General features: G+C 70.2%; 22 protein-coding genes and 1 riboswitch. Of the genes, 16 read left to right on the forward strand and 6 right to left on the reverse strand.

Going from position 1 to position 24,985, the window contains the following annotated elements:
• Positions 1-108: 108 nt before the first annotated feature.
• The gene (locus tag ABD154_RS09295; protein ID WP_198499444.1) at positions 109-507 is read right to left on the reverse strand and encodes an SRPBCC family protein; all 399 of its coding nucleotides are present in this window, start codon (positions 505-507) and stop codon (positions 109-111) included.
• Positions 508-693: 186 nt separating this feature from the next.
• On the opposite strand from ABD154_RS09295, the gene ABD154_RS09300 reads away from it, so the two are divergent.
• From ABD154_RS09300 to ABD154_RS09365, 14 genes are all read left to right on the forward strand, one after another.
• Entirely contained in the window at positions 694-1,362 is a 669-nt protein-coding gene (locus tag ABD154_RS09300) for a TetR/AcrR family transcriptional regulator (RefSeq protein WP_198499443.1), read from the forward strand.
• A gap of 10 nt (positions 1,363-1,372) precedes the next feature.
• Positions 1,373-2,428, forward strand: a complete 1,056-nt coding sequence (locus ABD154_RS09305) for a pseudouridine synthase (protein ID WP_198499442.1) — start codon at positions 1,373-1,375, stop codon at positions 2,426-2,428.
• Positions 2,429-2,473: 45 nt separating this feature from the next.
• Entirely contained in the window at positions 2,474-3,136 is a 663-nt protein-coding gene (locus tag ABD154_RS09310) for a GntR family transcriptional regulator (RefSeq protein WP_198499441.1), read from the forward strand.
• A gap of 206 nt (positions 3,137-3,342) precedes the next feature.
• Complete coding sequence (gene guaB, locus ABD154_RS09315) at positions 3,343-4,857, forward strand: IMP dehydrogenase (protein ID WP_211978853.1); 1,515 nt, start codon at positions 3,343-3,345, stop codon at positions 4,855-4,857.
• Between the two features lie 407 nt (positions 4,858-5,264).
• Entirely contained in the window at positions 5,265-6,833 is a 1,569-nt protein-coding gene (locus ABD154_RS09320) for a lysine N(6)-hydroxylase/L-ornithine N(5)-oxygenase family protein (protein WP_211978854.1), read from the forward strand.
• Positions 6,830-9,430 (forward strand): GNAT family N-acetyltransferase, encoded by a 2,601-nt coding sequence (locus ABD154_RS09325; protein WP_249121021.1) that lies wholly within the window; start codon positions 6,830-6,832, stop codon positions 9,428-9,430. Before ABD154_RS09320 ends, ABD154_RS09325 begins: the two co-directional genes overlap by 4 nt.
• Positions 9,431-9,570: 140 nt before the next feature.
• Positions 9,571-10,638 carry a LacI family DNA-binding transcriptional regulator gene (locus tag ABD154_RS09330; protein WP_344251161.1) on the forward strand — a complete coding sequence of 356 codons (1,068 nt, stop codon included), beginning with the start codon at positions 9,571-9,573 and terminating at the stop codon, positions 10,636-10,638.
• Between the two features lie 108 nt (positions 10,639-10,746).
• Positions 10,747-11,889 carry a substrate-binding domain-containing protein gene (locus ABD154_RS09335; RefSeq protein WP_211978856.1) on the forward strand — a complete coding sequence of 381 codons (1,143 nt, stop codon included), beginning with the start codon at positions 10,747-10,749 and terminating at the stop codon, positions 11,887-11,889.
• An 18-nt stretch (positions 11,890-11,907) separates the two neighbouring features.
• Positions 11,908-12,744 carry an ATP-binding cassette domain-containing protein gene (locus ABD154_RS09340; RefSeq protein WP_344251162.1) on the forward strand — a complete coding sequence of 279 codons (837 nt, stop codon included), beginning with the start codon at positions 11,908-11,910 and terminating at the stop codon, positions 12,742-12,744.
• Positions 12,741-13,952, forward strand: a complete 1,212-nt coding sequence (locus tag ABD154_RS09345) for a sugar ABC transporter permease (protein WP_344251163.1) — start codon at positions 12,741-12,743, stop codon at positions 13,950-13,952. Before ABD154_RS09340 ends, ABD154_RS09345 begins: the two co-directional genes overlap by 4 nt.
• 86 nt (positions 13,953-14,038) lie before the next feature.
• Positions 14,039-14,142, forward strand: a riboswitch (TPP riboswitch).
• Positions 14,130-14,990 carry a hydroxyethylthiazole kinase gene (gene thiM, locus ABD154_RS09350; RefSeq protein WP_344251164.1) on the forward strand — a complete coding sequence of 287 codons (861 nt, stop codon included), beginning with the start codon at positions 14,130-14,132 and terminating at the stop codon, positions 14,988-14,990. It overlaps the preceding riboswitch by 13 nt.
• Positions 14,987-15,712, forward strand: a complete 726-nt coding sequence (gene thiE / locus ABD154_RS09355; RefSeq protein WP_344251165.1) for a thiamine phosphate synthase — start codon at positions 14,987-14,989, stop codon at positions 15,710-15,712. Before thiM ends, thiE begins: the two co-directional genes overlap by 4 nt.
• Entirely contained in the window at positions 15,709-16,575 is an 867-nt protein-coding gene (gene thiD, locus ABD154_RS09360) for a bifunctional hydroxymethylpyrimidine kinase/phosphomethylpyrimidine kinase (RefSeq protein ID WP_344251166.1), read from the forward strand. Before thiE ends, thiD begins: the two co-directional genes overlap by 4 nt.
• A gap of 119 nt (positions 16,576-16,694) precedes the next feature.
• Positions 16,695-17,417 (forward strand): TenA family protein, encoded by a 723-nt coding sequence (locus ABD154_RS09365; protein WP_344251167.1) that lies wholly within the window; start codon positions 16,695-16,697, stop codon positions 17,415-17,417.
• Positions 17,418-17,429: 12 nt separating this feature from the next.
• Here the strand turns inward: ABD154_RS09365 and ABD154_RS09370 are convergent, their stop codons facing one another.
• The 5 genes from ABD154_RS09370 to nadA form a co-directional block, all read right to left on the reverse strand.
• Positions 17,430-17,645: a hypothetical protein gene (locus ABD154_RS09370; RefSeq protein WP_344251168.1), complete on the reverse strand. Its 216-nt coding sequence runs from the start codon at positions 17,643-17,645 to the stop codon at positions 17,430-17,432.
• Positions 17,646-17,842: 197 nt separating this feature from the next.
• A complete protein-coding gene (locus ABD154_RS09375; protein WP_344251169.1) occupies positions 17,843-19,006 on the reverse strand; it encodes a cysteine desulfurase family protein in 1,164 nt (387 codons plus the stop codon).
• Between the two features lies 1 nt (position 19,007).
• Positions 19,008-19,901 carry a carboxylating nicotinate-nucleotide diphosphorylase gene (gene nadC / locus ABD154_RS09380; protein WP_344251170.1) on the reverse strand — a complete coding sequence of 298 codons (894 nt, stop codon included), beginning with the start codon at positions 19,899-19,901 and terminating at the stop codon, positions 19,008-19,010.
• Positions 19,895-21,661, reverse strand: a complete 1,767-nt coding sequence (nadB, locus tag ABD154_RS09385; protein ID WP_344251171.1) for an L-aspartate oxidase — start codon at positions 21,659-21,661, stop codon at positions 19,895-19,897. The genes nadC and nadB overlap by 7 nt, the downstream gene beginning before the upstream one ends.
• Before the next feature lies 1 nt (position 21,662).
• Positions 21,663-22,946, reverse strand: coding sequence for a quinolinate synthase NadA (gene nadA / locus ABD154_RS09390; RefSeq protein ID WP_344251172.1), 1,284 nt, complete (start codon positions 22,944-22,946; stop codon positions 21,663-21,665).
• Positions 22,947-23,170: 224 nt separating this feature from the next.
• Here nadA and panB point away from each other — a divergent pair, with 224 nt between their 5' ends.
• Positions 23,171-24,034: a 3-methyl-2-oxobutanoate hydroxymethyltransferase gene (panB, locus tag ABD154_RS09395; RefSeq protein WP_198499420.1), complete on the forward strand. Its 864-nt coding sequence runs from the start codon at positions 23,171-23,173 to the stop codon at positions 24,032-24,034.
• Positions 24,034-24,954 carry a pantoate--beta-alanine ligase gene (panC, locus tag ABD154_RS09400; protein WP_249121022.1) on the forward strand — a complete coding sequence of 307 codons (921 nt, stop codon included), beginning with the start codon at positions 24,034-24,036 and terminating at the stop codon, positions 24,952-24,954. The genes panB and panC overlap by 1 nt, the downstream gene beginning before the upstream one ends.
• Positions 24,955-24,985 lie beyond the last annotated feature (31 nt).

A 24,985-nucleotide genomic window follows, 5' to 3' on the forward strand; every position in this document is an offset into this window, starting at 1 on the left:
CCTCACGGGCTGATCGGATCACCGCAGGCTCGAGCAGCCTGACGGCCCGGTCGGCCCGAGGACACCGCGAATGGCCCGGAACACTGCGTTCCGGGCCATTCGTGCGTTTCAGTCCGCTTCGAGGATCGCGGCGAGCCGATCGAGGTCGGCGGCCACCGCCGCCGCGTCGCGGTCGACGTCCGCAGCGCTCATCCCCGCGCGGTGGACGACGGTGAAGGCGACCTCGCTGACCTCGCCGTGGGGGAGGACCCGGAAGGGATTGTGATTGACCGTGCCGTCGGGGAACACGACGTCGTGGTCGAGGACGCCGGCACTCCGATCGCCGGTGAACCGGACTTCGACCGTGCCCATCGGGGAGTCGGTGATCCAGCGCCCTCCCTCAAGCCGGATTCCCGAGCTCAGCCCCGCCGCCCACGCCGGCAGGTTCGCCGGGTCGCCGGCGTACGCGGCCACCGCGGCGGGGGAGCGGTCGATGAGTCGGGAGATCGTGCGCGTCGCATCATCCATGGCCCCAGTAGACCACAGGAGCGCGAGATCGGCCTCCGGCAACGTGAATTCGCGCTCCAGGAAGGCGGGGCAGGGTCGGCCGCGGGCAAACCCCGAGGTCACAGGCCCTCCGTTGATTCATCATGTGAGGGGTGCCATACTCGTCAACGGTTGAATATTCATTCACCTTTGCGAGAGAGGGGCGCTGTGGCCCACCTGGAGACTGCCCGAAGTCGTGCCAACACCGCGCAGCGGCGCGCACGCATCGAACATGCGGCGCGCTTCGTCGTCGCCGACGGCGGGTTCGCCGCCGCGACCGTCCCCGCCGTCGCCCACGCCGCGTCGTGCACCACGGGGGTCATCGACAGCTGCTTCGACGACCGCGACGAGCTCCTGGCGTCGGTGTTCGCCGCTGCCGCCGGACGTGAGCTCACGGTCATCACCGAGGCGGTCGACGCGTGCTCGACGCCCGAGGCCGTCGTCGGGGCCGTCGTCGACGTCTTCATCCGCCGAGCGGTCGCCGGCCGCGGGCTGGCCTACGCTCTCCTCCTCGAAGAGGTTCCCGAACCCATCCAAGCCCAGCGCCGTGCCCTGCGCCGCGGATTCGTCGCCGCGATCTCCACGGCGCTCATGCGCTGCCTCGGCCCCGAATTCCCCACCGAGCTCTTCGCCCGATCGCTTGTCGGAGCCGTCAGCGAGAACGTCGTCGACCTCCTCGATCCGGCCCGGAGCACCCCGAACCCGCTCGAAGTCGAATGGATCGTCGACCGCGTCTCCGCGTTCTCCCGGGCAGCGCTGACCGCAGTGCCCCGCGACGGTGCCCTCACCGTGACCCCGCAGGCCTCCGCAGGGCGCCCGGGTATCTCCGCCTCGTAGACTGGGCACCATGCCCCGCAGCCCCCTTCCGCCCCGAGACGGCATCTCGGCAACGTCGCTGCGGGCGCCCGGGGGTCTGGCCACCCATGACAAGGCCCACCTGCCCGTGCCCACCTCGATCGGCGCCTGGCTGGTATCCGAATTCCCTCACGCCACCGACCTCGAGCTCCGCAGCCTGGTCGCCCGGTCGACGACCGAGCTCGAGGGTCTGCGCGCCGCGGCCGACGAACGCCACCACTCTGCCCCGCGTGACGGGGGCGACCTCATTCCCGGTCAGCTCAGCGATGCCGCCGGCAGGCCGGTGGCCTGGGGTGATCCCGTCGATCCCGGCGGCTTCTACTTCTTCCACCGACCGGTGCCCGCCGAGGCGCGGATTCCCTACGAGGTGGCGATCGTCTTCGAGGACGAGGACCTCCTCGTCGTCGACAAGCCGCACTTCCTCGCGAGCACTCCCAACGGCCGCTTCGTCCGCGAATGCGTCGTCACCCGACTCCGCGTCGACCTCGACCAGCCCGACCTCGTCGCCATCCACCGCCTCGACCGCATCACCGCCGGCCTCCTCATCCTCTCGAAGCGGCCGGCGACCCGCGGCCGCTACCAGCGGCTCTTCCAGGACCGGCAGGTGACGAAGACGTACCGGGCGCTCGCGCCCACCCCGCCCGCCGACCTGTCCTTCCCCCTCGAACGGCGCACCCGCCTCCACAAGCCCGCCGGGGGCCGGCAGGTCATCGAGGTGCCCGGGGAGGTCAATGCGATCAGCCGGATCGACCACCTCGGCGAGATCGAATCCCACGGCCGCGGGACCGGACGGGTGAGCGAATACCGGCTCGCACCCCTCACCGGCAAGACCCATCAGCTGCGCGTGCACATGAACGCCCTCGGGCTGCCGCTGCTCGGCGATCCGGTCTACCCGGTCGATCGCAGCCCCGACCCCTACGACTTCTCCGCACCGCTCCAGCTGCTCGCCGCGATGATCGACTTCACCGACCCGCTGACCGGCAGCCTCCGGCACTTCGAGACCGGGCTCGACCTCGACCGCACGGGACAGGGGATGCGGCAGGCGTAGTGGGTCGGCGACGCGGAAATGAGACGGACACGGTAGCCTGGAGGTATGAGTCCCAACGCCCCCGGATGCACCTCTGAGGCGATCGTCGCCCTGGTCCGGACCCGAATCACGAACGGTGAGTACCCTGCGGGGTCACCGGTGCGCGATGGTGCGCTCGCGAAGGAATTCAACGTCTCGCGCAATACCGCCCGCGAGTCCCTCAGCCTGCTCCGTCACGCCGGCCTGCTCACCCAGGAGCCCAACCGCGGCTTCTTCGTCCGCACCTTCGGCATCGACGAGCTCAAGGATCTCTACCGGGCCCGCCGGGTCTTCGAGATCCGCGCCGTCCAGGAATCCCAGGACGCCTCCGACGAGGCGATGGCCGCTGTCGAGGCCTCCGTCGTCCGCGCCGAGACCGCCCCGGAGAACGAGAGCTGGGCCGATGCCCAGGAGCACTCGGCCTCGTTCCACCGGGCGATCGTCGGTCTGCTCGGCTCGCCGCTGCTCGACGAGTTCTACCTCAACCTCATGGCGCGGCTGTCGACGACGTTCTCCCGCTCCCCGGAGCCGGGCAAATACCATTCGCACTGGGCGAACCCGCACCGCGACATCCTCGAGAAGATCAAATCGGGCGACCGACAGGGCGCCGAAGGGCTGCTGCGCATCCACCTCGACGACTCCGAGGCCTCGACGCTCGACCTCGCCCGCTCCGTCGGCGCCGGCCGCTGAGGCTGGGGCGGGCACCGTCCCGACCGCCTCGGTGAGCTGACCAGGACACCCGTCCGACCGCCTCGGCGGGCTGACCAGGGCACCCGTCCGACCGCCTCGGCGGGGTGTCCATTCTCACAGCCCGCGGCAGTTGAAACTGTGGATCGTCCACATGCCGCTTCGATACCATTGATCAACTGATCTCTCCGCGTCGAAAGGCTGGTCTCATGGGGAACCTCGAGCCCGCAAACGATCCGTTCTCTCTCACTGGGCTCACGTATGACGACGTTCTGCTCCTGCCCGGCGACACCGACGTCATTCCCTCGGAAGCCTCGACGACGACGCGCCTGACCAAGGAGATCGAGCTCAACATCCCGCTCGTCTCCGCGGCCATGGACACCGTCACCGAATCGCGGATGGCCATCGCCATGGCCCGCATCGGAGGACTCGGCATCATCCACCGCAACCTGTCGAAGGAAGACCAGGCCGACCAGGTCGACTACGTCAAGCGGTCCGAGTCCGGGATGATCAACGACCCCCTGACGATCACGCCGGAGAAGACGCTCGAGGAGCTCGACGAACTCTGCGGTCGCTACCGCATCTCCGGTCTGCCCGTCGTCGACGAGAACGATGTGCTGCTCGGCATCGTCACCAACCGCGACCTCCGCTTCGTCTCCCGCAGCGAATTCCCCACGCGCACCGTCGCCGAGACGATGACCCCGATGCCGATCGTCACTGCCCCCGTCGGCGTCGCACCCGAGAAGGCGTTCGAACTCCTCGCCGACAACAAGGTCGAGAAGCTCCCGCTCGTCGACGAGAACAACGTCATCAAGGGCCTCATCACCGTCAAGGACTTCGTCAAGACCGAGGAGTACCCGCTCGCGACGAAGGACGCCGAGGGCCGTCTGCGCGTCGGCGCGGCCGTCGGCTTCTACGGTGACGCCTACGATCGCGCCGGTCTCCTCGCCGAGGCGGGCGTCGACGTCCTCGTCGTCGACACCGCGAACGGCCACGCCCGCGGCGTGACCGACATGATCAAGACGATCAAGGCCGACCCGGCGTTCTCCCACGTCCAGATCATCGGCGGCAACGTCGCCACGCAGGAGGGCGCGCAGGCACTCATCGACGCCGGAGTCGACGCCGTCAAGGTCGGCGTCGGACCGGGATCGATCTGCACGACCCGCGTCGTCGCCGGTGTCGGCGTCCCGCAGGTCACCGCCATCCACCTCGCCGCCCAGGCCGCCCGCGCCGCCGGCGTCCCGGTCATCGGCGACGGCGGCCTCCAGTACTCCGGTGACATCGGCAAGGCGCTCGTCGCCGGTGCCGACACCGTCATGCTCGGCTCGCTTCTCGCCGGCTGCGACGAGTCCCCGGGCGAGCTGATCTTCGTCAACGGCAAGCAGTACAAGGCCTACCGCGGCATGGGCTCGCTCGGCGCGATGGCCCCCCGCAAGGGCAAGTCGTACTCGAAGGACCGCTACTTCCAGGCCGACATCGCCACCGACACCGAGCTCATCCCCGAGGGCATCGAAGGCCGCGTCGCCTACCGCGGACACCTCAAGCAGGTCGCCCACCAGCTCACCGGCGGACTGCGCCAGACGATGTTCTACGTCGGCGCCCGCACGATCGACGAGCTCAAGGCCAAGGGCAAGTTCGTCCGCCTGACGACTGCTGGGCTCAAGGAGAGCCACCCGCACGACATCCAGATGACCGTCGAGGCACCGAACTACGTCTCGAAGTGAGCGTCTGGTCGCAGTGAGCGGCTGAGCACAGTGAGCGGCTGAGCACAGTGAGCTTGTGAGCGGCCCTCACCGAGGTGGGGCCGCGGTCCGACTCACGGTGCGGATGCGCCCTGCTTCGCGGTCCACGCGACGACATCGACGAACGGCTGCGCCCCCCGGGTTCGGGGGTCGCAGCCGTTGTCTGTGATGAGCATCACACGACGAATTCTCGGGCGGTTCTCGACGTGGCCGTGACCGTCGCGATCCGCGCGCGCTCGCGCCCGATGGCACCTCTCCGGCACCCGGCAGTCACGCCTGTAGTCCTCTGACCTGGGCTTTCGCTCAGCACTTTTCGTCTTACTTAGGGTAGGTTTCCCTAATGCATCCGGGTTGACCCGGGACGCAGACGAAGGAGGCAACGAACGCTCATGACTGCTCAGCACTCAGTGACACCCGCACCGCCGTCCCCCACACGCGACGACTACTCACACGACTACGACCCGCACGACCCTGGCGTGCACGTCCACGACGCGCATAACCTTGGCGTGCACGACGACGCGCACAGCCCTGGCGCACACGACGACGACACCCACATCCACGACATCGTCGGCATCGGCATCGGGCCCTTCGGACTCGGGCTCGCCGCCCTGTCCGATCCGCTGCCCGACGTCGACGCCGTCTTCCTCGACCAGCGCGCGGAGTTCCGCTGGCATCCGGGCATGATGATCGAAGGCGCGACCATCCAGGTGCCCTTCCTCGCCGACCTCGTGACCATGGCCGATCCCACATCGCCGTACTCGTTCCTCCAGTTCCTCAAGGACCGCGAGCGCCTCTACCCGTTCTTCATCCGCGAATCCTTCTACCCGCTGCGTGCCGAATACGACGAGTACTGCCGGTGGGTGGCCGCCCAGCTGAGGACGCTGCGCTGGAACCGCACGGTCACCTCGGTGACCAATGACGGCGGCATCTACCGGATCATCGCCGAGGTGACCGACGCCTCCGGTCGGATCGTCGACACCGAGACCTACCGCGCGAAGCACGTCGTTCTCGGCGTCGGCACCGCACCGGTCCTTCCCCCGGCGCTGCAGGCCCTGACCAGCGGTGACGCCGAAGCGGCCGGCAACGGCCCCGTCATCCACACCGCGGACTACCTGGCCAACCGTGAGCGGCTGCTCGCGGCGGGGTCGGTGACGATCGTCGGCAGCGGACAGTCCGCCGCGGAGATCTACCGGGACCTCATCGAGGACGCCGAGGACCGCGGGGTGAGCGTCGACTGGATCACCCGCTCGCCCCGGTTCTTTCCGATGGAGTACACGAAGCTCACCCTGGAGATGACGTCACCGGAGTACACCGACCACTTCCGCGCCCTGCCCGATGACCTGCGCGGACGCATCGGACGCGAGCAGCGCAGCCTCTACAAGGGCATCAGCGCGGACCTCATCGACGACATCCACGACACGCTCTACCGGCTCAGCCGCGGCGGTCGGCGACTCCTGACGACCCTCGTCACCGATGCGGAGCTCATCTCCGCCCGTCCCGCCGAGGCGGCCGCCGGGTACGCGCTGACCTTCCGCAGCCCTGTGCTCGGGCAGACCTTCACCCGGGCGGCCGGCGCCGTCGTCGCCGCCACCGGGTACCGCGCCGGTGTCCCGGCGTTCCTCGGTCCGCTGGGCTCGGAGATCCGCCGCGACCGGGAGGGGCGCCTCGACATCAGCCGCGACTACACCGTCAATGCGGCCGGCACGATCCACGCCCTCGGCATCGAGGAGCACACTCACGGCGTCACCGGGCCCGACCTCGGTTTCGGACCGTGGCGGGCCTCCGTGGTGCTCTCCCGGGTCACAGGCCGTGAACCCTATCCCATCGAGCGGTCGATCGCATTCCAGACCTTCGGGGTACCCGGCACCGAGGCGGCCGCCGAGCCAGGCCGCCCCACCGAGGAGACCGCGCACGCCGCCGACGCATCCGTCCCCACGAAGGAGATGACCCACGCATGAGCACCGCGACGACGACCGACACGATGGACGATGCCGGTGCAGGCACTGACCTCGACACCTGCCCGACGACCGACACCAGCCGCACGACCGGAACTGCGGCGAGCGGACCTGCCGCGACCACGCTGCCCGCGGCAGGGGATGCCGGAGCCGCCGAGATCGCCCGGTCGATCTCGATCGTTCCGCTCGACCCGAAGGGCCACGCCGAGGAGGTCCACGCCTGGCTGACCCACCCGCGTTCGCACTTCTGGCAGATGACCGACTTCGACCGGCAGGCCGTGCGGTCCTACCTCGAGGCGATCCGCTCCTCACCGGATGAGAACGGCTGGATCGGGCTCATCGACGGGGAGCCTGCCTTCTACGTCGAAACCTATGCGCCGTCGCTGCTCATCCCCACCGCTGTCGTCGCCGAGGAGCCCGGCGACATCGGGATGCACCTCCTCATCGCCCCACCGCAGGGCCGGCCCCGCCGCGGCCTCACCGACGCCGTCATGGCGCGCGTCATCGACTTCTGCCTGCGCCCGCATGCGCAGGGCGGACGCGGGGCCAGCCGCGTCGTCGTCGAACCCGACGTCGGGAATGCGGCGATCCACGCGAAGAACGCGGCCGCCGGCTTCCGCGTCATCGCCGAGGCGGAGGTGCCGCTGGGGGAGGCGACGAAGACCGCGCTCGTGAGCACGTGCACCCGCTCTGACTTCGCGACCAGCCGCCTCGGGCGGCTCCTCGCCGGAGCCGGTGGCACCGGGAAGGGCGGGAGCGACCCCGAGCATCTCACGCAGGACGACTATGCCCACCTCACTCCTGAGACGTTCGCCGTGGTGAGCCGCTATCTCGTCGCGAAGGCGATCGCCGAGTTCGCCCACGAACGGCTCATCGCCCCCAGCCAGAACGCTGAGGCCGGCGAGCACGCCTGGATGCTGGTGATCCCGGCCGACCCCGACGACCCGGGAAGCGAGCTGGATGACCACTCGGGTGCCCCCGTCATCCACTACACGTTCGAGGCGCGCGTCCTCCCGCTCGAGCACTGGGTCATCGACGAAGCGAGCATCACGCGGTTCCGGGACGGGCGGGCGGTCAACCTCGATGCGCAGGAGTTCGTCCTCGAACTCCAGGACAGCCTCGGCGTGCCCGAGGACCTCATCTCGACGTACCTCGAGGAACTCGCCTCGACGGTGGCCGGCAGCGCGTTCAAGCTCACCGCGGCGCGCAGGGGTGAGCGCCCGGATTCCGCGGCGCTCGCCGATGCCGACTTCCAGACGATCGAGGCGGCGATGACCGAAGGCCACCCCGGCTTCATCGCGAACAACGGGCGCATCGGATTCGGACTGCGCGACTACCGCAGGTGGGCGCCGGAGACCGGCACACGCAACCGCCTCGAATGGGTCGCCGTCGACCGGGAGCAGTCGCACCTGGCGCTCAGCGACGGACTCGATGAGGACGACCACCTCAGGTGGGCGCTCAGCGACGACGAACGCGAGCTCTTCGGCAGCCGCCTCGCCGCCGCCGGCAGGCGCCTCGAGGACGTGCACCTCATGCCGATCCATCCGTGGCAGGCCGACCACCGGCTGGCGATCACGTTCGCCGCCGACATCGCCCGCGGCGGACTCATCCCGCTCGGGCCCGGCCTCGACGAACACCAGGCGCAGCAGTCGCTGCGGACGTTCTTCAACCATTCGCGACCGGGCGCGCCGTATGTCAAGGTCGCGCTCGCGGTGCAGAACATGGGGTTCCTCCGCGGACTCTCGCCGACCTATATGCGCGACACCCCCGCGATCAACGACTGGGTCGCTCGCCTCGTCGACGGTGACCCCGCGTTCGCCGCCTCCGGGTTCCGTCTGCTGCGCGAACGCAGCGCGATCGGCTACACCGGCGACGTCTACCACCGCACCCGTGCGACGAACCCGCACCGGAAGATGCTCGCCGGGCTGTGGCGGGAGAACCCGCTGCCGCTGCTCACCGACGGCCAGCGGACGATGACGATGGCGGCCCTGCTTCACCGCGACCACCTCGGCGAATCCCTCGTCTCCCACCTCATCCGCCGGTCGGGTCTGGGTGCGGAGGACTGGGTGCGGGCCTACCTGGGGGCGTATCTGCAGCCGCTCGTCCACGGGCTGCTCGCTCATGATCTCGTGTTCATGCCGCACGGGGAGAATCTCATCCTCATCCTCGACGCCGATGTCGTCACCGGGGTCTTCATGAAGGACATCGGCGAGGAGGTCGCCTACCTCGGCGAGGGGAAGCTGCCGCCCGCCGTCGAGCGGATCCGCGCGGTCGTTCCCGGTGAGGAGAAAGCGCTCGCGATCTTCACCGATGTCTTCGACGGGGTGCTGCGGCACCTGGCGGGGATCCTCGACGTCGACGGACTGCTCGAGGCCTCCCGGTTCTGGGCGCTCGTCGCCGAGGTGCTCGACGCCTATCAGGGAGAGAAGGCCGAGGCGGCACGCGGCATCGCCGGCGACATCGATCTGCGGGCGCCGCGGTTCAAGCATTCGTGCCTCAACCGGCTGCAGCTGCGCAACACGAAGGAGATGGTCGACATCGGCAACCAAGCCGACTCGCTGATCTTCGCCGGCACCATGCGCAACCCGGTGGGGCGCTGATCCCGCGCGGGGACCCGTACGCTGATCCCGCGCGGTGACGCTGGGCGGGGTTCGGCGGTGCCGCTAATATCGATCCCACGGCCGCCCATTCCGGGGCGGTCGCCGGGGTCGAGGCACCGGACCGTTTCGAAGGCGCACACATGGGCAAGCAGAACGACCGGCCGACACTGGCCACGGTCGCCGAACGCGCCGGTGTGAGCATCAAGACCGCGTCCCGGGTGCTCAACGGGGAGAAGCACGTCGCCAGCGCCACGGCCGCGAAGGTCGAGACGGCCGCCGAGGAGCTCGGCTTCCGCCTCAACTCCGCGGCCCGGCGCCTGCGCGAAGGCAGCCGCTCGCCCTACATCGGGGTCGTCCTCTCCGACATGGACGACCCCCTCCAGGTCCGCCTCCTCGCGCGGCTCGAAGCCGACCTGGCCGAGCGGGGGCTGCGGACCGTCGTCACCGTCACCGGGGGAGACGCGGAGCTCGAACGCACCTTCGTCGACGAATGCCTCAGCGGTGACATGTCGGGCATCTGCGTCGTCTGCTCCCAGCCGGAGTCGGCGAGCATCTACGCGACGATCTCCCGGGGTCCCGCCGCGGCGAAGACCGGTGAGATGGCCGTCGTCTCCCTCGACCCGGCGGTCACGGGGCCGGGCATCGTCACGCTCGCCGCCGACGATGTCGACGCCGGACGGCGGGCCGCCGAACAGCTCGTGCGCCACGGCCACATCAGCATCGGCGTCATCGGAGACCGAGCCCACCTTGAATCGCAGAAGCGCAGGCTCGCCGGGATCCGCGAGGTCCTCGGCGACCGCGGCGACATCGGGTGGCGGGCCTTCCTCGACGAGGATGCGCACGACCAGGCGAGTGCGAAGAACGTCGTCGCCGCCCTCCTCGGCTCCCGGGCCGCTCCGACCGCGCTCATCACGCTCTCGGCGACCGTGACGAAGGGCGCGATCGACGCCAGTCGCCGCCTCGACCAGTGGCCGGCCGTCGTCGGGATCGACGACTTCCCCGGCGCGGATCTGCTCGACGTCACCGTCGTCGACGCCGACATCGATGCGATGTCCGCCGAGGCGGTCCGGCTCCTCGACGGGGGCGTGCCGGAGCGTGGGGCGGGGCGGGGCAACGGGGCGCGAGGCGACACCGCGGCATTCGCCCGCGTCCACCTCATCCGCCGCGGCAGCGGTGAGGAGTCACCCCGGCAGGTCTCCGGGCGCTGAGTCGACGCGACAGAGGAATCACCGGACAGATGGTTGACAAACGACACCGGTGGGCGAAATATGTTGACCAGCCTGACAACGTTGTCAGAATGATGAAAGGTTTCGCGAATGCGCAGGTTCCGCCCCCAGTCACACGCACAGAAATCGTCTCTCACCGCCGTGCCCTCCTCGCTGAGGAAGCCGCGCCGGCTCGCGGTGCTCGGCGCCGCGGTCGCGATCTCCGCCCTCGCGCTCAGCGGCTGCGGCAATCAGAAGGGCCAGGGCAACGAGGCCGCCGATTCCGGCGGCGGTGACGGCCCGGTGACGATCGCCCTCCTCCTGCCGGAGTCGAAGACGACGCGCTACGAATCCCTCGACAAGCCGAACTTCGAGAAGTACGTCGCCGAGGCGAGCCCCGATGCAAAGGTCGAGTACCGCAACGCCAACCAGGACGCGACCCAGCAGCAACAGCAGTTCGAAGCCGCGGTCACCGAGGGCGTCGACGTCATCGTCCTCGACCCCGTCGACGCCTCGGCGGTCTCCTCCTCCCTGGCGAAGGCCGAAGCGAAGCAGATCCCCGTCGTCTCCTACGACCGGTTCTTCGAGGGAGCCGACTACTACACGTCGTTCGACAACAAGAAGATCGGCAACCTCCAGGGCCAGGCCCTCCTCGACGGACTCGAGGCCAAGGGCGTCGACCCGACGTCCGGACCGGTGTGGATGGTCAACGGCGATCCGAAGGACCCCAACGCCGCGGACTTCAAGGCCGGTGCCGAGGAAACCCTCAAGGGTGCCGGCGTCGACATCGCCGCCAACCACGACACGCTCGACTGGAACCCCGACGACGCACGCCAGTGGGTCGAGGGCCAGCTGCAGGGCGGGGGTGAGAAGCCGATCGCGATCTACGCGGCCAACGACGGCACCGCCGGCGGAGTGCTCGCGGCGACGACGAAGGCGAAGCAGGATCCCGTCGTCACCGGGCAGGACGCCGAGGTCGACGGACTGCAGAACATCCTCAAGGGCGAGCAGTACGCGACGATCTACAAGTCGATCCCGCCCCAGGCCGAATACGCCGCGAAGGCCGCGGTGGCACTGGCCAACGGGGAGGAACCCGAGGCCGGCGCGACGTACAAGGACACCCCGACGGACTTCGTCGAGGCGAAGGTCGTGACGAAGGACACGATCAAGGACATCGTCGGGGACCAGATCAAGGCCTCCGACATCTGTGCGGGCATCGATGAGAAGCTCTGCACGGATGCCGGGATCAAGTAGGACGGTCCGACCAGCCCGATGACCTCAGCGACGAACGACCCGACGCCCGCCTCCGGGCGGGCGTCGGAGACGACCGAGTCCACTCCTTCCCAGCCCGTGCTCCAGCTGCGCGGGATCGACAAGCGGTTCGGCGCCGTCCAGGCGCTCACCGACATCAACCTCACGATCGGCCGCGGCGAGGTCGTCGGCCTCGTCGGCGACAACGGCGCCGGCAAGTCGACGCTCATCAAGATCATCGCCGGCGTCCACTCCGCCGACGGCGGCGAGCTCATCATGGGCGGGCGCCCCCAGAAGTTCTCCTCCCCGAAGGATGCGCAGCGGGCCGGGGTGGCCACGGTGTTCCAGGACCTCGCCCTGTGCGAGAACCTCGACGTCGTCGCCAACCTCTTCCTCGGTCATGAGCACACCCTCGGCGGCGTCCTCGACGAAGTCGCGATGGAGGCGAAGTCGTGGGAGCTGCTGCGCAGCCTGTCGGCGAAGATCCCGAGCGTGCGCGTGCCGATCGCCGCCCTGTCCGGCGGCCAGCGCCAGACGGTGGCGATCGCCCGTTCCCTCCTCGGCGAACCCTCGCTCGTCATGCTCGACGAACCGACGGCCGCCCTCGGCGTCGCCCAGACCGCCGAAGTGCTCAACCTCATCGAACGCCTCCGCGACCGTGACCTCGGGGTGCTCCTCGTCAGCCACAACATGGCCGATGTCCAAGCCGTGTGCGACCGTGTCCACGTGCTGCGGCTGGGCAAGGATGCCGGGGACTTCCCGGGAGACGAGCGCACCGACGTCCTCGTCGCCGCGATCACCGGAGCCAATGACAACGTCGTGACCCAGCGGGCCGCGCGGAGGGGTGAGCGCCGATGACCCGCAATTCCCTCATCACCGACGAGCGGATCTCCGACGAGGGGCTCGTGCGGACGTTCGTCCGCCGGATCCGGGAGGGCCAGCTCGGGTCGTTCCCCGTCATCCTCGCCCTCGTCGTCATCGTCATCGTCTTCCAGTCGGCGAACAGCAACTTCCTCTCCCCGGCGAACCTCGTCAACCTCTCGACCCAGGTCGCCTACCTGGCGATCCTCGCGCTCGGGATCAACCTCATCCTCCTCCTCGGCGAGATCGACCTCTCGCTCGCCCAGCTCGGCGGTCTCGCCGCCTCGGTGCTCGGTGTCCTCGTCGTCCGGCAGGGGGTCCCGCCGGTCGTCGCGGTGACGATCATCCTCCTGCTCGGCCTCGTCATCGGGGCGATCCAGGGCTGGTTCTTCGCCGTCGTCGGGATTCCCGCGTTCGTCGTCACCCTTGCGGGTCTGCTCGCGTTCACGGGGCTCACGCTCACGGTGCTCGGCACGCAGAAGAACCTCTCGATGGCCGACACGTTCGTCTTCGACTTCGCCAGCTACTACTTCCCGGCGTTCTGGGCGTACGTCTTCGGGGCGATCGCGGTCATCGGCTTCGCCGCCGGCATCATCCACGCGAAGCTGCGGCGGCACTCCGCGGGCCTCGACAGTCCGAGCTGGACGGCCGTCAGCGTGCGCATCGTCCTCCTCGCGGCGATCGTCTTCGGCTTCCTCATCCTCGTCAACCAGGACTTCGGACTCGCGCTGCCGTTCTTCCTCATGATGGTCATCGCGATCATCATCGACCTCGTGCTGCGCAAGACCCGGTACGGGCGCTCGATCTACGCCGTCGGCGGCAAGGTCGAAGCCGCCCGGCGCGCCGGCATCCGTGTGACGTGGGTGCGCATCAGCGTGTTCATGACCGCCGGTGTCCTCGCCGCCCTCTTCGGCTTCGTCAAGGCCGGAGTGACGACGAACGCGGGGTCGACGCTCGTGGGCACCCAGGACCTCCTCAACGCGATCGCCGCGGCCGTCATCGGCGGCACCTCCCTCTTCGGCGGGCGGGGGTCGGCGTGGGCCGCGGTCCTCGGGGCGTTCGTCGTCGGCGCGATCAACAACGGTCTCTACCTCATCGGCTTCAACTCCGATATGCAGCAGATCATCACCGCTCTCGTCCTCCTCACCGCCGTCGTCATCGACGCCGTCAGTCGGCGCGGACAGCGGTACGTCGGCAGGGGGTGAGTTCTCCTTCACCGGCGCCGAGGCGGGGGCGAGGTCAGGGGGTGACCCCACCTCACCCCCGCCTCGGCGATTTTGGTACAGTCATGGGCAATGACATGGGGTGCCCGGCGGCAGTCGCGCCGGGCTGAGAGGACACCCATCGAACCTGATCTGGGCCATGCTAGCGAAGGGATCGTCATGACTGACATCGATCTGTCGTCGGCGCACGCACGTCTGCGCGCGGCGAATCCGCTCATCCAATGCATCACGAACACGGTCGTCCAGCAGTTCAGCGCGAACGTGCTGCTCGCTGTCGGCGCGTCCCCGGCGATGCTCGACCACGAGGCCGACGCCGGGCAGTTCGCGCACCTGGCCGGCGGTCTGCTCGTCAACTTCGGAACCGCGACGAACCAGCAGTTCCTCGCCGCCGACGCCGCGATCGGCGCGGTCACCGCGGATTCGACTCCGTGGGTGCTCGACCCCGTGAGCATCGGCGCCGTCGACTTCCGCACCACCCGCATCCGCCGGGCCGCCGCCGATCGCCCGACCGCGATCCGCGGCAACGCCTCGGAGATCGCGGCTCTGGCTGGTGCCGGGGCCGGCGGGCGCGGCGTCGAATCGACCGACGAGGTCGACGCCGTCCTCCCGGCGGCGGCCGAGCTCGCGCGGACCAGTGGGGCGATCGTCGCCGTCTCGGGCAAGCGTGACGCCATCGTCGCCCACATCGACGGTGTCGACCACATCGCCCGTGTCGACGGCGGACATGCGTTCATGCCGCTCGTCATCGGCACCGGGTGTTCGCTCGGCGCCGTCACCGCCGCCTACCTCGCCGCCGTCGCGCCGGTCGACTCGAGTCCGGGTGCGGGTCCGGCGGGACTCGCGGCGTTCGATCAGTTCACCGCCGTCGTCGCCGCCCACGCCCACTTCGCCGTCGCCGGCGAGGCCGCGGCGACCGGCGCCGCCGGACCGGGCAGCTTTGCCGAGCACTTCCTCGATGCTCTCCACACCACCGACGATGCGCGCATCGGCGAGGCCCGGGTCGAGGTGACGAGAGCATGAGCGCGACGAGTGAGCGCCTCGCCGGCGTCGACGCCCGCCTCTACCTCGTCACCGATTCCGCGCAGTGCCGGGAGGCCGGTCGCACCGTCGCCGAGACCGTGCTCGCCGCCGTGCGCGGGGGAGCCGGCATCGTCCAGGTCCGGGACAAGGACATCGACGACACCGAGTTCCTGACCCTGACCAGGGAGGTCATCGCCGCCGTCGGCGAGGCGGTGGCCGGCACCGACCGCCGCGTCCCGCTCTTCCTCAACGACCGGGTCGCCGTCACCCGGCACCTCCTCGATGAGGGCGCCGACGTCCACATCCATGTCGGACAGACCGACACTCCCGTCACCGAGGTGCGCGACCTCGTCGGTCCCGAGCCGCTCATCGGTCTCTCCGCCGCCAGCGCCGCCGAATTCGCGGCGGCCCGGGCCACCGGCGCCGTCGACCTCGTCGGCATCGGGCCCGTCTTCGACACGACGACGAAGACCGACGCGCCGGCCGGGATCGGCCCCGACCGCCTCGGCGATCTGACGGCCGAGGCGGGACTGCCCGCGGTCGCGATCGGCGGCATCGACGCCGGCCGGGTTCCGCAGCTGCGCGGTCGCGGACTGCTCGGCTTCTGCGTCGTCTCCGCGATCTGCCGTGCCGCCGACCCCGAGCGGGCGGCCCGTGAGCTGCTCACCGCGTACGGTGACGGGACCGAGCCGGTCGCCGGCGAGAACGGGGGAGCGGCATGAGCACGCGCCCACCGATCACCCTGTCGATCGCCGGCACCGACCCCTCGGGCGGGGCGGGCATCCACGCCGACCTCAAGACGTTCACTGCCCTCGGGGTGCTGGGGACCACGGCGATCACCGCGCTCGTCGCGCAGAACACGCACGGGGTCTCCCGCGTCTACCCGATCGATGAGGACTTCGTCGTCGCCGAGCTCGACAGTGTTCTGGGCGACATGCCCGTCGATGCGACGAAGACGGGGATGCTCGGGTCGACGTCGCTCGTCGACCTCGTCGTCGACCGGGCGCGCACCTCCGATTTCGGGTTCTTCACCGTCGACCCGGTCATGGTGTCGACGTCCGGGCACCGCCTCCTCGAGGTCGATGCGGTCGCCGCGGTGCGGGAGCGTCTCCTGCCCGTCGCCGATCTCATCACCCCGAACCTCCCCGAGGCGGCCCTCCTTCTCGGCGATGATGTCGCTGAGGCGCAGACGCCGGCCCAGATGCGTGACCAGGCACGCGAGCTCATCGCCCGGGGTGCCCGTGCCGTGCTCCTCAAGGGCGGTCACGCCGCCGACGGGGACGTCGCCGACATCCTCGTCACCGCCGATGGGGAGATCGCCGAGTTCTCCCACCCCCGGATCTCCACCCCGAACACGCACGGCACCGGGTGCACCCTGTCGGCTGCGATCACCGCCGAGGCGGCCGTGCTCAGGCGTGCCAACGGCGGAGAGGCACTGAGCACCGAGGAGGTGCACGGGGCCGTCGAGCGCGGACTCGACTTCCTCGCCCGCGCGCTCGCCTCGGCCGCGGACTGGCAGGTCAGCCTCGATGCCGCCGGTGCGCACGGGCCCGTCGACCACCAGGTCGACGTCCGCCGCCGCTGATGTCCAGCCGACCCGTCCGCTTCCCACCCGGCTGATTCCGGCCATTCCGATTCCAGTCCGATCCCAGTCCGATCCCAGTCCGATCCCAGTCCGATCCCGACCCCGAGGAGAGACCACTCATGAGCACGAACTTCGCCGCCGGACCGCACACCGCCGCGCTGTGGGAGGACGTGCGCCCGATCATCGACGAGATCGAGGCGCTGCCGTTCCTCACTCAGCTCGCCGAGGGCACGCTGGCCCCGCTCGCGTTCACGAACTACATCACGCAGGACAGCATCTACTTGAGCGGGTATGCGAAGGCGATGTCGTTCCTCGCCGGGAAGACGGCGGACCGCGGTGAGTCCCGGTTCTGGTCGACCTCGGCAGCGGAGGCGATCACGGTGGAGGAGGAGATGCACGCTCAGCTGCTCTCCGATGAGCGGCTCGCCGTGGCCCATGCCGAACTCGAGGCCACCGACCATCTGGGACCGTCGCCGACGACGCTCGGGTATGTGTCGTTCCTCGTCGCCACCGCGGCGAGCCGGTCATATGGGGAGGGCGTGGCCGGTGTCCTGCCGTGTTTCTGGGTCTATGCGCACATGGGCAAGGTGCTCGTCGAGAAGGCCGGGGCGATGAACGAGGCTCACCCGTACGGGACGTGGGTGCAGACCTATGATTCCCCGGAGTTCGACGAATCGACCCGGCAGGCTGTGGCGATCCTCGAGCGCGAGTTCGATCGGGTGCCCGCCGATGAGGCTGCGCGGATGCGCGCGGCGTTCGAGCGCGCCTGCGTCTACGAACTCCACTTCTGGGCCTCGGCTCATGCGATGCAGAGCTGGGACGCCTCCGTCTTCGCGAGGTGAGCGACCGGCGGACTACGCGGGGGCGCTGTCCGGGCGGTCGTCGATGATGAGGGTGAGCGGAGCGATCGCGCTCAGCGCCAGCCATCCGCGGCACAGCGTGGTCCAGAAGATGACGCCGTCGACCTCGGTCAGCGGCACTCGATCGCGGCGCGGGCATGTCAGGCGCCCGATGAGGAAGACGATGCCCGTGAAGCTCGCTGCGATGAAGAGCAGTGCCACGAGATCCATGTCGGTCCCTCCTCACAGCCGAAGCGGATCCTGTGCTTCCAGTGTCTCTCCGCATCCAGCGGTTGGAAAGAGTCCAATCGCTCATCACTGGACTCTTCGCGGCAGGTGAGAGCGCCTGCGAGACAGCTGCGCGGCGTGAGATCGCAACCGAGACCGAGCCCCAAGGAGACCTCGAGGCCGCAACCCGGACTGGGTGCTCAGGAGAATGCGAGGCTCAGCCGCTTCGCCGCCTCGATGACGGCCGCCGCGGCGGCTTCCCCCTGCTCGGGGGTGATCGAGGCGGGGAAGGTGAAGCGCACGCTCGTCTTCGCGACCTCGGCGTCGATGCCGAGAGCGAGCAGGACATGCGAGGGCTCATCGGAGCCGACCGCGCATGCCGACCCGCTCGACGCCGTGACACCGAGCCGCTCGAGCTCGAGGAGCACCGCCTCCCCACTCGTGCGCGAAAAGCAGAACGAAGCATGGTTCGGAGTCCGCGCCGCGGCACTGCCCGTGAGCAGAGCACCGTCGACCGCCCCGACCACCTCGGCGATGAAGGCATCTCGAATGCCCGCTACCCGTGCCGCGGCCTCGACCCGTTCCGCCTCGGCGAGTTCGAGGGCCGTGGCGAACGCGACGGCCAGGGCGACGTTCTCCGTGCCCGACCGGCGCCCCGATTCCTGACCCCCGCCGTGGATGATCGGTTCGACCGGGACCCGGGCGCGGATCGCGGCCACCCCGATGCCCTTCGGCGCACCGATCTTGTGCCCGGCGAGCGTGAGGGCATCGACGCCGAGGTCGGTCAGCGGCAGCCACCCGGCAGCCTGGACGGCATCGGTGTGCGTGAGCGCACCGACCTCGCGAGCGAGCGCGGAGAGTTCGGCGACTGCGGCGACCGTGCCGATCTCGTTGTTCGCATACCCGAGGCTGACGACGGCGGTGTCCTCCCGCAGCACTGTCCGCAGAGCTTCGGCAGTGACCGTGCCGTCGGGCTCGACGTCGACGAATGAGACGGTGAAGCCGTGCCGTCTGCGCAGATGATCCGCCGAGGCGAGCACCGCCTCGTGCTCGAGCGGTGAGGTCACGAGGTGGCGACGGCCGGTGGTGCCGCCGTCCTCGGGCAGTTGCCCGAGCGCCATCCCGATGATCGCGAGATTCGCCGCCTCGGTGCCGCCACCGGTGAAGACGATGTCCGTGCTCCGCCCCCCGAGGACCCGGGCGACCCGCGCCCGGGCGGCGTCGAGGGCCTCCGCGGAGCGCCGTCCGATCTCATGGTGGCTCGACGGATTGCCGAAGGCTCCCGCAAGGTACGGCCAGGCCGCCTCGAGCGCCTCCCGGCGAACGGGCGCGGCGGAGGCGGTGTCGAGATAGAGCGGGTCCATCTCAGTCCGCCGCCGTCCGGATGACCGGGCTCGCCGTCGCCGCGGCTGCGGCAAGCGCGAGATCGAGCCCGAGGTCGATCGACCGGACGCTGTGCGTGAGCGCACCGGAGGAGATGACATCGACGCCGGTGGCGGCGATCGCCCCGACGGTCTCGAGCGAGACGTTGCCGCTGGCCTCGACGATGGCGGCGTCGCCGATGAGGGCGACCCCACGGCGCAGGTCGGCCAGTGAGAAGTTGTCGAGCATGATGATGTCGGCCCCACCGTCGAGGACTGCGGGAATCTGCTCGAGCCGGTCGACCTCGACCTCGATCATCGTCGTGTGCCCGAGCCGCTCCCTGGCCGCGAGCAGAGCGGCGGTGACGTCGCCGCCGGTGCCGGTGAGCACGCCGAGGTGGTTGTCCTTGACCATGACCGCGTCCGAGAGCCCGAACCGATGACTGTGCCCGCCCCCGCAGCGCACCGCGTGCTTCTCGAACGCGCGCAGGCCCGGCGTGGTCTTCCGGGTGTCGGCGATCCGTGTCCTGCCCCCGGCGGCGTCGACGAACGCCCTGGTCAGAGTCGCGATACCGCTCATCCGCTGGGTGAAGTTGAGGGCGATCCGCTCGGCGCGCAACACGCCGCGCGCCGGCCCTGACACGGACGCGAGCACCTGTCCGGCGGAGAAGGACTCCCCGTCGGTGACCAGCACGTCGACGCCGATCGTCGGATCGGTGAGGGCGAATGCGGCGGCGAAGACCTCACCGCCGGCGAAGACGCCGTCCTCCCGGGCACGCAGCTCAGCGGTGGCTGTGGCCTCCGCAGGAACGAACACCTCGCCGGTGAGGTCACCCCACGGTGCGTCCTCGGTCAGCGCATTCCGCACCGCCGCCTCGATCGTCGCCGTCGTCAGCATGAAGCCGCCTCCTCGGTGTGTGGGTGGAGCGTCGTCCGGCCCCCGGACCGGGTGGTCACAGGCGTCCCGGCCGAGGTGGCCGCCTCGGCGCGGGTCGCGTCGGACCGGCGGGGTGCGTCGGTGCGGACATGAGCGCCGACGCTCTCGGGGCGAGCCAGAGCGCGCTCGGCCATCGTCCGTGCGATGAGGGCGAGGTTCGCCGTTTCGATGTCGTGCCGCTCGAGTGGAGCGTCGTCACCCGGGCAGAGGTCGTCTCCTGCTCCCAAGCCGGGGTGGTCGTTCGATCCGGCGCCGAGGCGGTCGAGGAGTTCGGTGAGGCCCGCAGCGGTGCGCTCGAGGCCGAGGTGCTCCCACGTCAGCGCCTGCAGGGCCGTGCGCGACAGCGGCGACGGGCGCACGGCGTGCGCCGCGGCCTGCGTGGTCGTCCCGACGCTGGGGCCCGGCGCTGCCGCGGAGTCAGACACAGCAGCGGAGTCGGACACGGCCGCGACGTGAGACGTTGCCGCGGTGCCGCTCGTCGCCCCGTGCAGGTCGGCGGCGATCGCAGCGGCGGCCCGCGCCCCGAAGACCGCGCCTTCGAGCAGGGAATTCGAAGCGAGTCGGTTGGCTCCGTGGACGCCCGTGCACGCTGCCTCGCCGACGGCGAAGAGGCCCTCGATCGAGGTGCGTCCCTCGAGGTCGGTGGTGATGCCGCCCATGACATAGTGCGCGGCGGGGGTGACGGGAATGAGGTCGTCGGCGAGCGAGAGCCCGTGAGCCGACAGGTGCGCGGCGATACTCGGGAACCGGGCATCGACGTCGGGGATCGCTCGCGCATCGAGGTGGCACGGCAGGCCGTTCTGTTCGGCCATCGTCCGGTGGAGGGCCAGCGCCACGACACTGCGGGGTGCGAGCTCGGCGCGCGGATCGATCGCCGGCATGATCCGTCTGCCGTGGGCGTCGAGGAGGAGCGCCCCGGCCCCGCGCACCGCCTCGGAGACGAGGAAGCCCGATCCGGCGAACGCCGTGGGATGGAACTGGACGAACTCGAGGTCGCTGACGGCCGCGCCCGCGCGGAGCGCCGCGGCGAGACCGTCGCCGGTCGCCGCCGGCGGGTTCGTCGTGTGGGCGAAGAGCTGTCCGGCCCCGCCGGTCGCGAGGACGACGGCAGCGGCGGCGATGCACCCGACGGCGCCGTCGCGCCCGAGCACTCGGACCCCTGTCACCGCCGGCGCACCGGTAGCCGCCCGAGGGTCGCACGCCGCGCCGCGGGGTTCGGTGACGAGGTCGACGAGCATCGTCTCCGTCCGCACCGTGATCCGGCCCGCGGTCGCCTCGGCGCGGATCGCGGAGACGAGGGCCCCGACGATCGCTCGTCCCGTCGCATCCCCGCCGGAGTGATAGATCCGGGCCGCGGAATGCGCTCCCTCGATGCCGCGCTCCCAGTGGTCGGGATCGAGCGGGTCGACGGCCGCCCCGCCTCGGCGGTCGAATCGCACCCCGGTCTCCGCGAGTTCGCGGATCCGTTCGGGTCCCTCCGTGCACAGGACACGGACGGCCTCGGGGTCACCCAGCCCGGCACCGGCGGCCAGCGTGTCGGCGATGTGGGCGGCCACGGAGTCATCGGGGCTGAGCACCCCGGCGATCCCACCTTGGGCGAGCGCCGTGTTCGAGTCGCCGAGGCGGTCCTTCGTCACGAGCGTGACGGCGTGGGAGCCGGCCAGGCGCAGGGCCGTGGTCAGGCCGGCGATGCCCGTGCCGAGGACGACGACGTGGCCCACGTCAGATCCTCGGCTTCGCGGCGAGCATCCGGTCCAGTGCCGTGCGGGCGGGGTCGGCCACCTCGGCGTCGACGGTGATCCGGTTGACGATCCGGCCGTCGAGGAGGGATTCGAGGACCCATGCGAGGTAACCGGGGTGGATGCGGTACATCGTCGAGCACGGGCACACGACGGGATCGAGGCATGTGATCGTGTGCTGGGGATGGTCGGCGGCGAGCCGTTGGACGAGGTTGATCTCCGTGCCGATGGCGAACGCGGTCGGTTCGGCAGCGGATTCGATGGCCTTGGTGATGTAGGCCGTCGACCCGGATTCGTCGGCTGCGGCGACGGTCTCGCGCGGGCACTCGGGGTGGACGATGACCCGGACGTCCGGGTTCGCGGCGCGGGCGGCATCGATCTGGGCGGGAGTGAAGCGCTTGTGGACGGAGCAGAAGCCCTGCCAGAGGATGACCCGGGCGTCATCGAGGACCTCGGCGGTGTTGTTGCCGAGCGGCCGGCGGGGGTTCCACAGCGGCATCCGGTCCGGGTCGATGCCCATGTCGATGGCGGTGTTGCGGCCGAGGTGCTGGTCGGGGAAGAAGAGGACGCGGTGCCCGCGTTCGAAGGCCCAGTCGAGCACCACCTCGGCGTTCGATGACGTGCACACGATCCCGCCGTTGCGGCCGCAGAAGCCCTTGATCGCGGCCGAGGAGTTCATGTACGTCACGGGGATGACGGGCACCTTGCCGGATGCGTCGGGCTCCGTGCCCCACAGTTCGGCCAGCTGCTCCCAGCAGTCCTCGACCTCATCGATCGTCGCCATGTCGGCCATCGAGCAGCCGGCGGCGAGGTTGGGGAGGATGACGGCCTGGTCGGGGGTGGAGAGGAGGTCGGCGGTCTCGGCCATGAAGTGGACGCCGCAGAAGACGATCGCCTCGGCGTCGGGATGGTTCTGTGCGGCCCCGGCGAGCATGAACGAGTCGCCGATGTAGTCGGCGTGCTCGACGACTTCGACGCGCTGGTAGTGATGGCCGAGGAGGACGACGCGGTCGCCGAGCGCGGCCTTGGCGGCGATGATCCGCTCCCGCAGCTCCTCCGCCGAGGCGTCCCGGTACTCCTGCGGGATCTCACCCTGGCGCGGGGCGGAGGCGGGGATCGGGTCGGCGGTCGAGGCGCCGGGGCCGTAGCCGGGGGAGGCGTCGACGTCCCAGGGGGCGGTGATGAGCTCGTCGCCGCACATCGACCCCGCGGCGGTGCCGGCGGAGATGTCTTTGAGGGTGAGCTCGATCGAGGCTGTCGTGGTCATCGTCGTCCTTCGGGGTTCGGCGCCTTATTTACGCACTTTTGAGCTTAATCACCTGTGGCGGGAAAGTGCAACCGACGCGGACCCGGGTACGCTGGTGGCAGGCTCGCGATCCGGGCCGGCTCCATGACGACGGTGCTTGCGACCGGTGCAGGCGGGCAGTGCGCGACCGCGCGGATGCCCCGGCCCACCGCGCACGCCGAGACAGCCAACCACAGAGGATTCCCATGCCCGATGCGGCAGACGACAGCAGGCAGGCAGAGACGACACCCGTGTACGCGGCGGGTCCACCGCCTCGGCGGGTGCGCACCGTCGACCTGCTCAAGGCGAAGGCCGCGGGGCGGCGCTGGGCGATGCTGACCAGCTACGACCAGTACACGGCCGCGCTCTTCGAGGAGGCGGGAGTCGAGGCGCTCCTCGTCGGCGACTCCGCGGCGAACAACGTCTTCGGCTACGACACGACTCTGCCGGTGACCGTCGACGAGCTCATTCCGCTCGCCCGCGCCGTCGCCCGCGCGACCTCGCGCGCGCTCATCGTCGCCGACCTGCCCTTCGGCAGCTACGAGATCTCCGACGAACAGGCCGTCGCCACGGCCGTGCGATTCATGAAGGAGGCCGAGGTCCACGCCGTCAAGCTCGAAGGCGGGCAGCAGGTGGCCTCCCGGATCCGCGCGATCACGGCGGCCGGGATACCCGTCATGGCGCACATCGGCTTCACCCCGCAGGCCGAGCACAACCTCGGCGGATATCGCGTGCAGGGCCGCGGTGACGCCGCCGACGCGCTGCTCGCCGATGCCCGGGCCGTCGCCGAGGCGGGAGCGTTCTCCGTGGTCATGGAGATGGTGCCCGCCCCGCTGGCCGCCCAGGTCACCGCCGAGCTGACCATCCCGACCGTCGGCATCGGGGCCGGCGCGGACTGCGACGCGCAGGTCCTCGTGTGGCAGGACATGGCCGGGCTGCGGCCCGGGAAGGCGCCTCGCTTCGTCAAGCGCTACGCCGATGTCCGCTCCGTCCTCACCGAGGCGGTCGAGACCTATGTCGCCGAGGTGGCCGGCGGGCAGTTCCCCGAACCCGAGCGGAGCTTCGAGTGATGTCGTCGGCGCAGGCGGCATCGGGGACGGAGAGCCGGGCGGGCGGCCTGGAGATCGGCGGGATTCCCGCGCTGCGCGCATGGCGCAAACGGCAGACGGGGACGGTCGCGCTCGTGCCGACGATGGGCGCCCTCCACTCCGGGCACCGCGCGCTCATGGAGCGTGCCCGGCAGACGGCCGACCACCTCGTCGTGTCGATCTTCGTCAATCCGCTCCAGTTCGGCCCCGGCGAGGACTTCACGCGCTACCCGCGGCCCTTCGCCGAGGACATCGCCGCGTGCGAGGAGGCCGGAGCCGACTTCGTCTTCGCCCCGGCGTTCATCGAGATGTACCCGTCGGCTCCCGAGGTCACCGTCACCGGCGGACGCATGGGCGCGGTGTTCGAAGGCGCCGACCGGCCGGGCCACTTCGATGGTGTGCTCACGGTCGTGTCGAAGCTCTTCACTCTCATCGACCCCGATGTCACCGTCTTCGGACTCAAGGACATTCAGCAGTTCTCCCTGGTCAGGCGGCTCATCGCCGACCTCGACTTCGACATCGAGCTCATCGGTCTGCCCGTCGTCCGTGACCGCGACGGCCTGGCGACCTCGAGCCGGAACGAATACCTCAGCCCGGGGGAGAGGGCCGCGGCGCTCGCGATTCCCCGCGCACTGGCGGCAGCGGAGAAGGCGGTGCGCATCGACCATGCGCTGCCGCCCGACACCCTCGACGTCGCCCGCCGGACGCTCGGCATCGGCCTCGCGACGGCCCGGGCGGAGGGCGGACCCGACGTCAGGGTCCACTACCTCAGCCTCGTCGACGCGGCGACCCTGCAGCCGGTCTCCGACCATTTCCGCGGTTCGGCGCTGCTGCTCGCCGCAGTCACCGTTGGTACGACCCGGCTCATCGACAACGTGCCCTTGGAATTCGCCGCAGAGTAATTGCCGGATCATTCCCGACGATCACGAGATG

It is taken from the genome of Brevibacterium sanguinis (assembly GCF_039528855.1).
In the GTDB taxonomy this organism is placed as follows: Bacteria; Actinomycetota; Actinomycetes; order Actinomycetales; family Brevibacteriaceae; genus Brevibacterium; species Brevibacterium sanguinis.

What these genes read in the sequence shown, in the direction of transcription:
- ABD154_RS09370 (WP_344251168.1), bottom strand. Translation starts at nt 17,645, where the DNA reads ATGGATCTCGTGGCACTGCTCTTCATCGCAGCGAGCTTCACGGGCATC.
- nadC (WP_344251170.1), bottom strand. Translation starts at nt 19,901, where the DNA reads ATGCTGACGACGGCGACGATCGAGGCGGCGGTGCGGAATGCGCTGACC.
- ABD154_RS09325 (WP_249121021.1), top strand. Translation starts at nt 6,830, where the DNA reads ATGAGCACCGCGACGACGACCGACACGATGGACGATGCCGGTGCAGGC.
- guaB (WP_211978853.1), top strand. Translation starts at nt 3,343, where the DNA reads ATGGGGAACCTCGAGCCCGCAAACGATCCGTTCTCTCTCACTGGGCTC.
- ABD154_RS09330 (WP_344251161.1), top strand. Translation starts at nt 9,571, where the DNA reads ATGGGCAAGCAGAACGACCGGCCGACACTGGCCACGGTCGCCGAACGC.
- thiD (WP_344251166.1), top strand. Translation starts at nt 15,709, where the DNA reads ATGAGCACGCGCCCACCGATCACCCTGTCGATCGCCGGCACCGACCCC.
- panC (WP_249121022.1), top strand. Translation starts at nt 24,034, where the DNA reads ATGTCGTCGGCGCAGGCGGCATCGGGGACGGAGAGCCGGGCGGGCGGC.
- ABD154_RS09340 (WP_344251162.1), top strand. Translation starts at nt 11,908, where the DNA reads ATGACCTCAGCGACGAACGACCCGACGCCCGCCTCCGGGCGGGCGTCG.
- ABD154_RS09305 (WP_198499442.1), top strand. Translation starts at nt 1,373, where the DNA reads ATGCCCCGCAGCCCCCTTCCGCCCCGAGACGGCATCTCGGCAACGTCG.
- thiM (WP_344251164.1), top strand. Translation starts at nt 14,130, where the DNA reads ATGACTGACATCGATCTGTCGTCGGCGCACGCACGTCTGCGCGCGGCG.
- ABD154_RS09375 (WP_344251169.1), bottom strand. Translation starts at nt 19,006, where the DNA reads ATGGACCCGCTCTATCTCGACACCGCCTCCGCCGCGCCCGTTCGCCGG.
- ABD154_RS09335 (WP_211978856.1), top strand. Translation starts at nt 10,747, where the DNA reads ATGCGCAGGTTCCGCCCCCAGTCACACGCACAGAAATCGTCTCTCACC.
- ABD154_RS09365 (WP_344251167.1), top strand. Translation starts at nt 16,695, where the DNA reads ATGAGCACGAACTTCGCCGCCGGACCGCACACCGCCGCGCTGTGGGAG.
- ABD154_RS09345 (WP_344251163.1), top strand. Translation starts at nt 12,741, where the DNA reads ATGACCCGCAATTCCCTCATCACCGACGAGCGGATCTCCGACGAGGGG.
- thiE (WP_344251165.1), top strand. Translation starts at nt 14,987, where the DNA reads ATGAGCGCGACGAGTGAGCGCCTCGCCGGCGTCGACGCCCGCCTCTAC.
- nadA (WP_344251172.1), bottom strand. Translation starts at nt 22,946, where the DNA reads ATGACCACGACAGCCTCGATCGAGCTCACCCTCAAAGACATCTCCGCC.
- panB (WP_198499420.1), top strand. Translation starts at nt 23,171, where the DNA reads ATGCCCGATGCGGCAGACGACAGCAGGCAGGCAGAGACGACACCCGTG.
- ABD154_RS09320 (WP_211978854.1), top strand. Translation starts at nt 5,265, where the DNA reads ATGACTGCTCAGCACTCAGTGACACCCGCACCGCCGTCCCCCACACGC.
- ABD154_RS09310 (WP_198499441.1), top strand. Translation starts at nt 2,474, where the DNA reads ATGAGTCCCAACGCCCCCGGATGCACCTCTGAGGCGATCGTCGCCCTG.
- ABD154_RS09295 (WP_198499444.1), bottom strand. Translation starts at nt 507, where the DNA reads ATGGATGATGCGACGCGCACGATCTCCCGACTCATCGACCGCTCCCCC.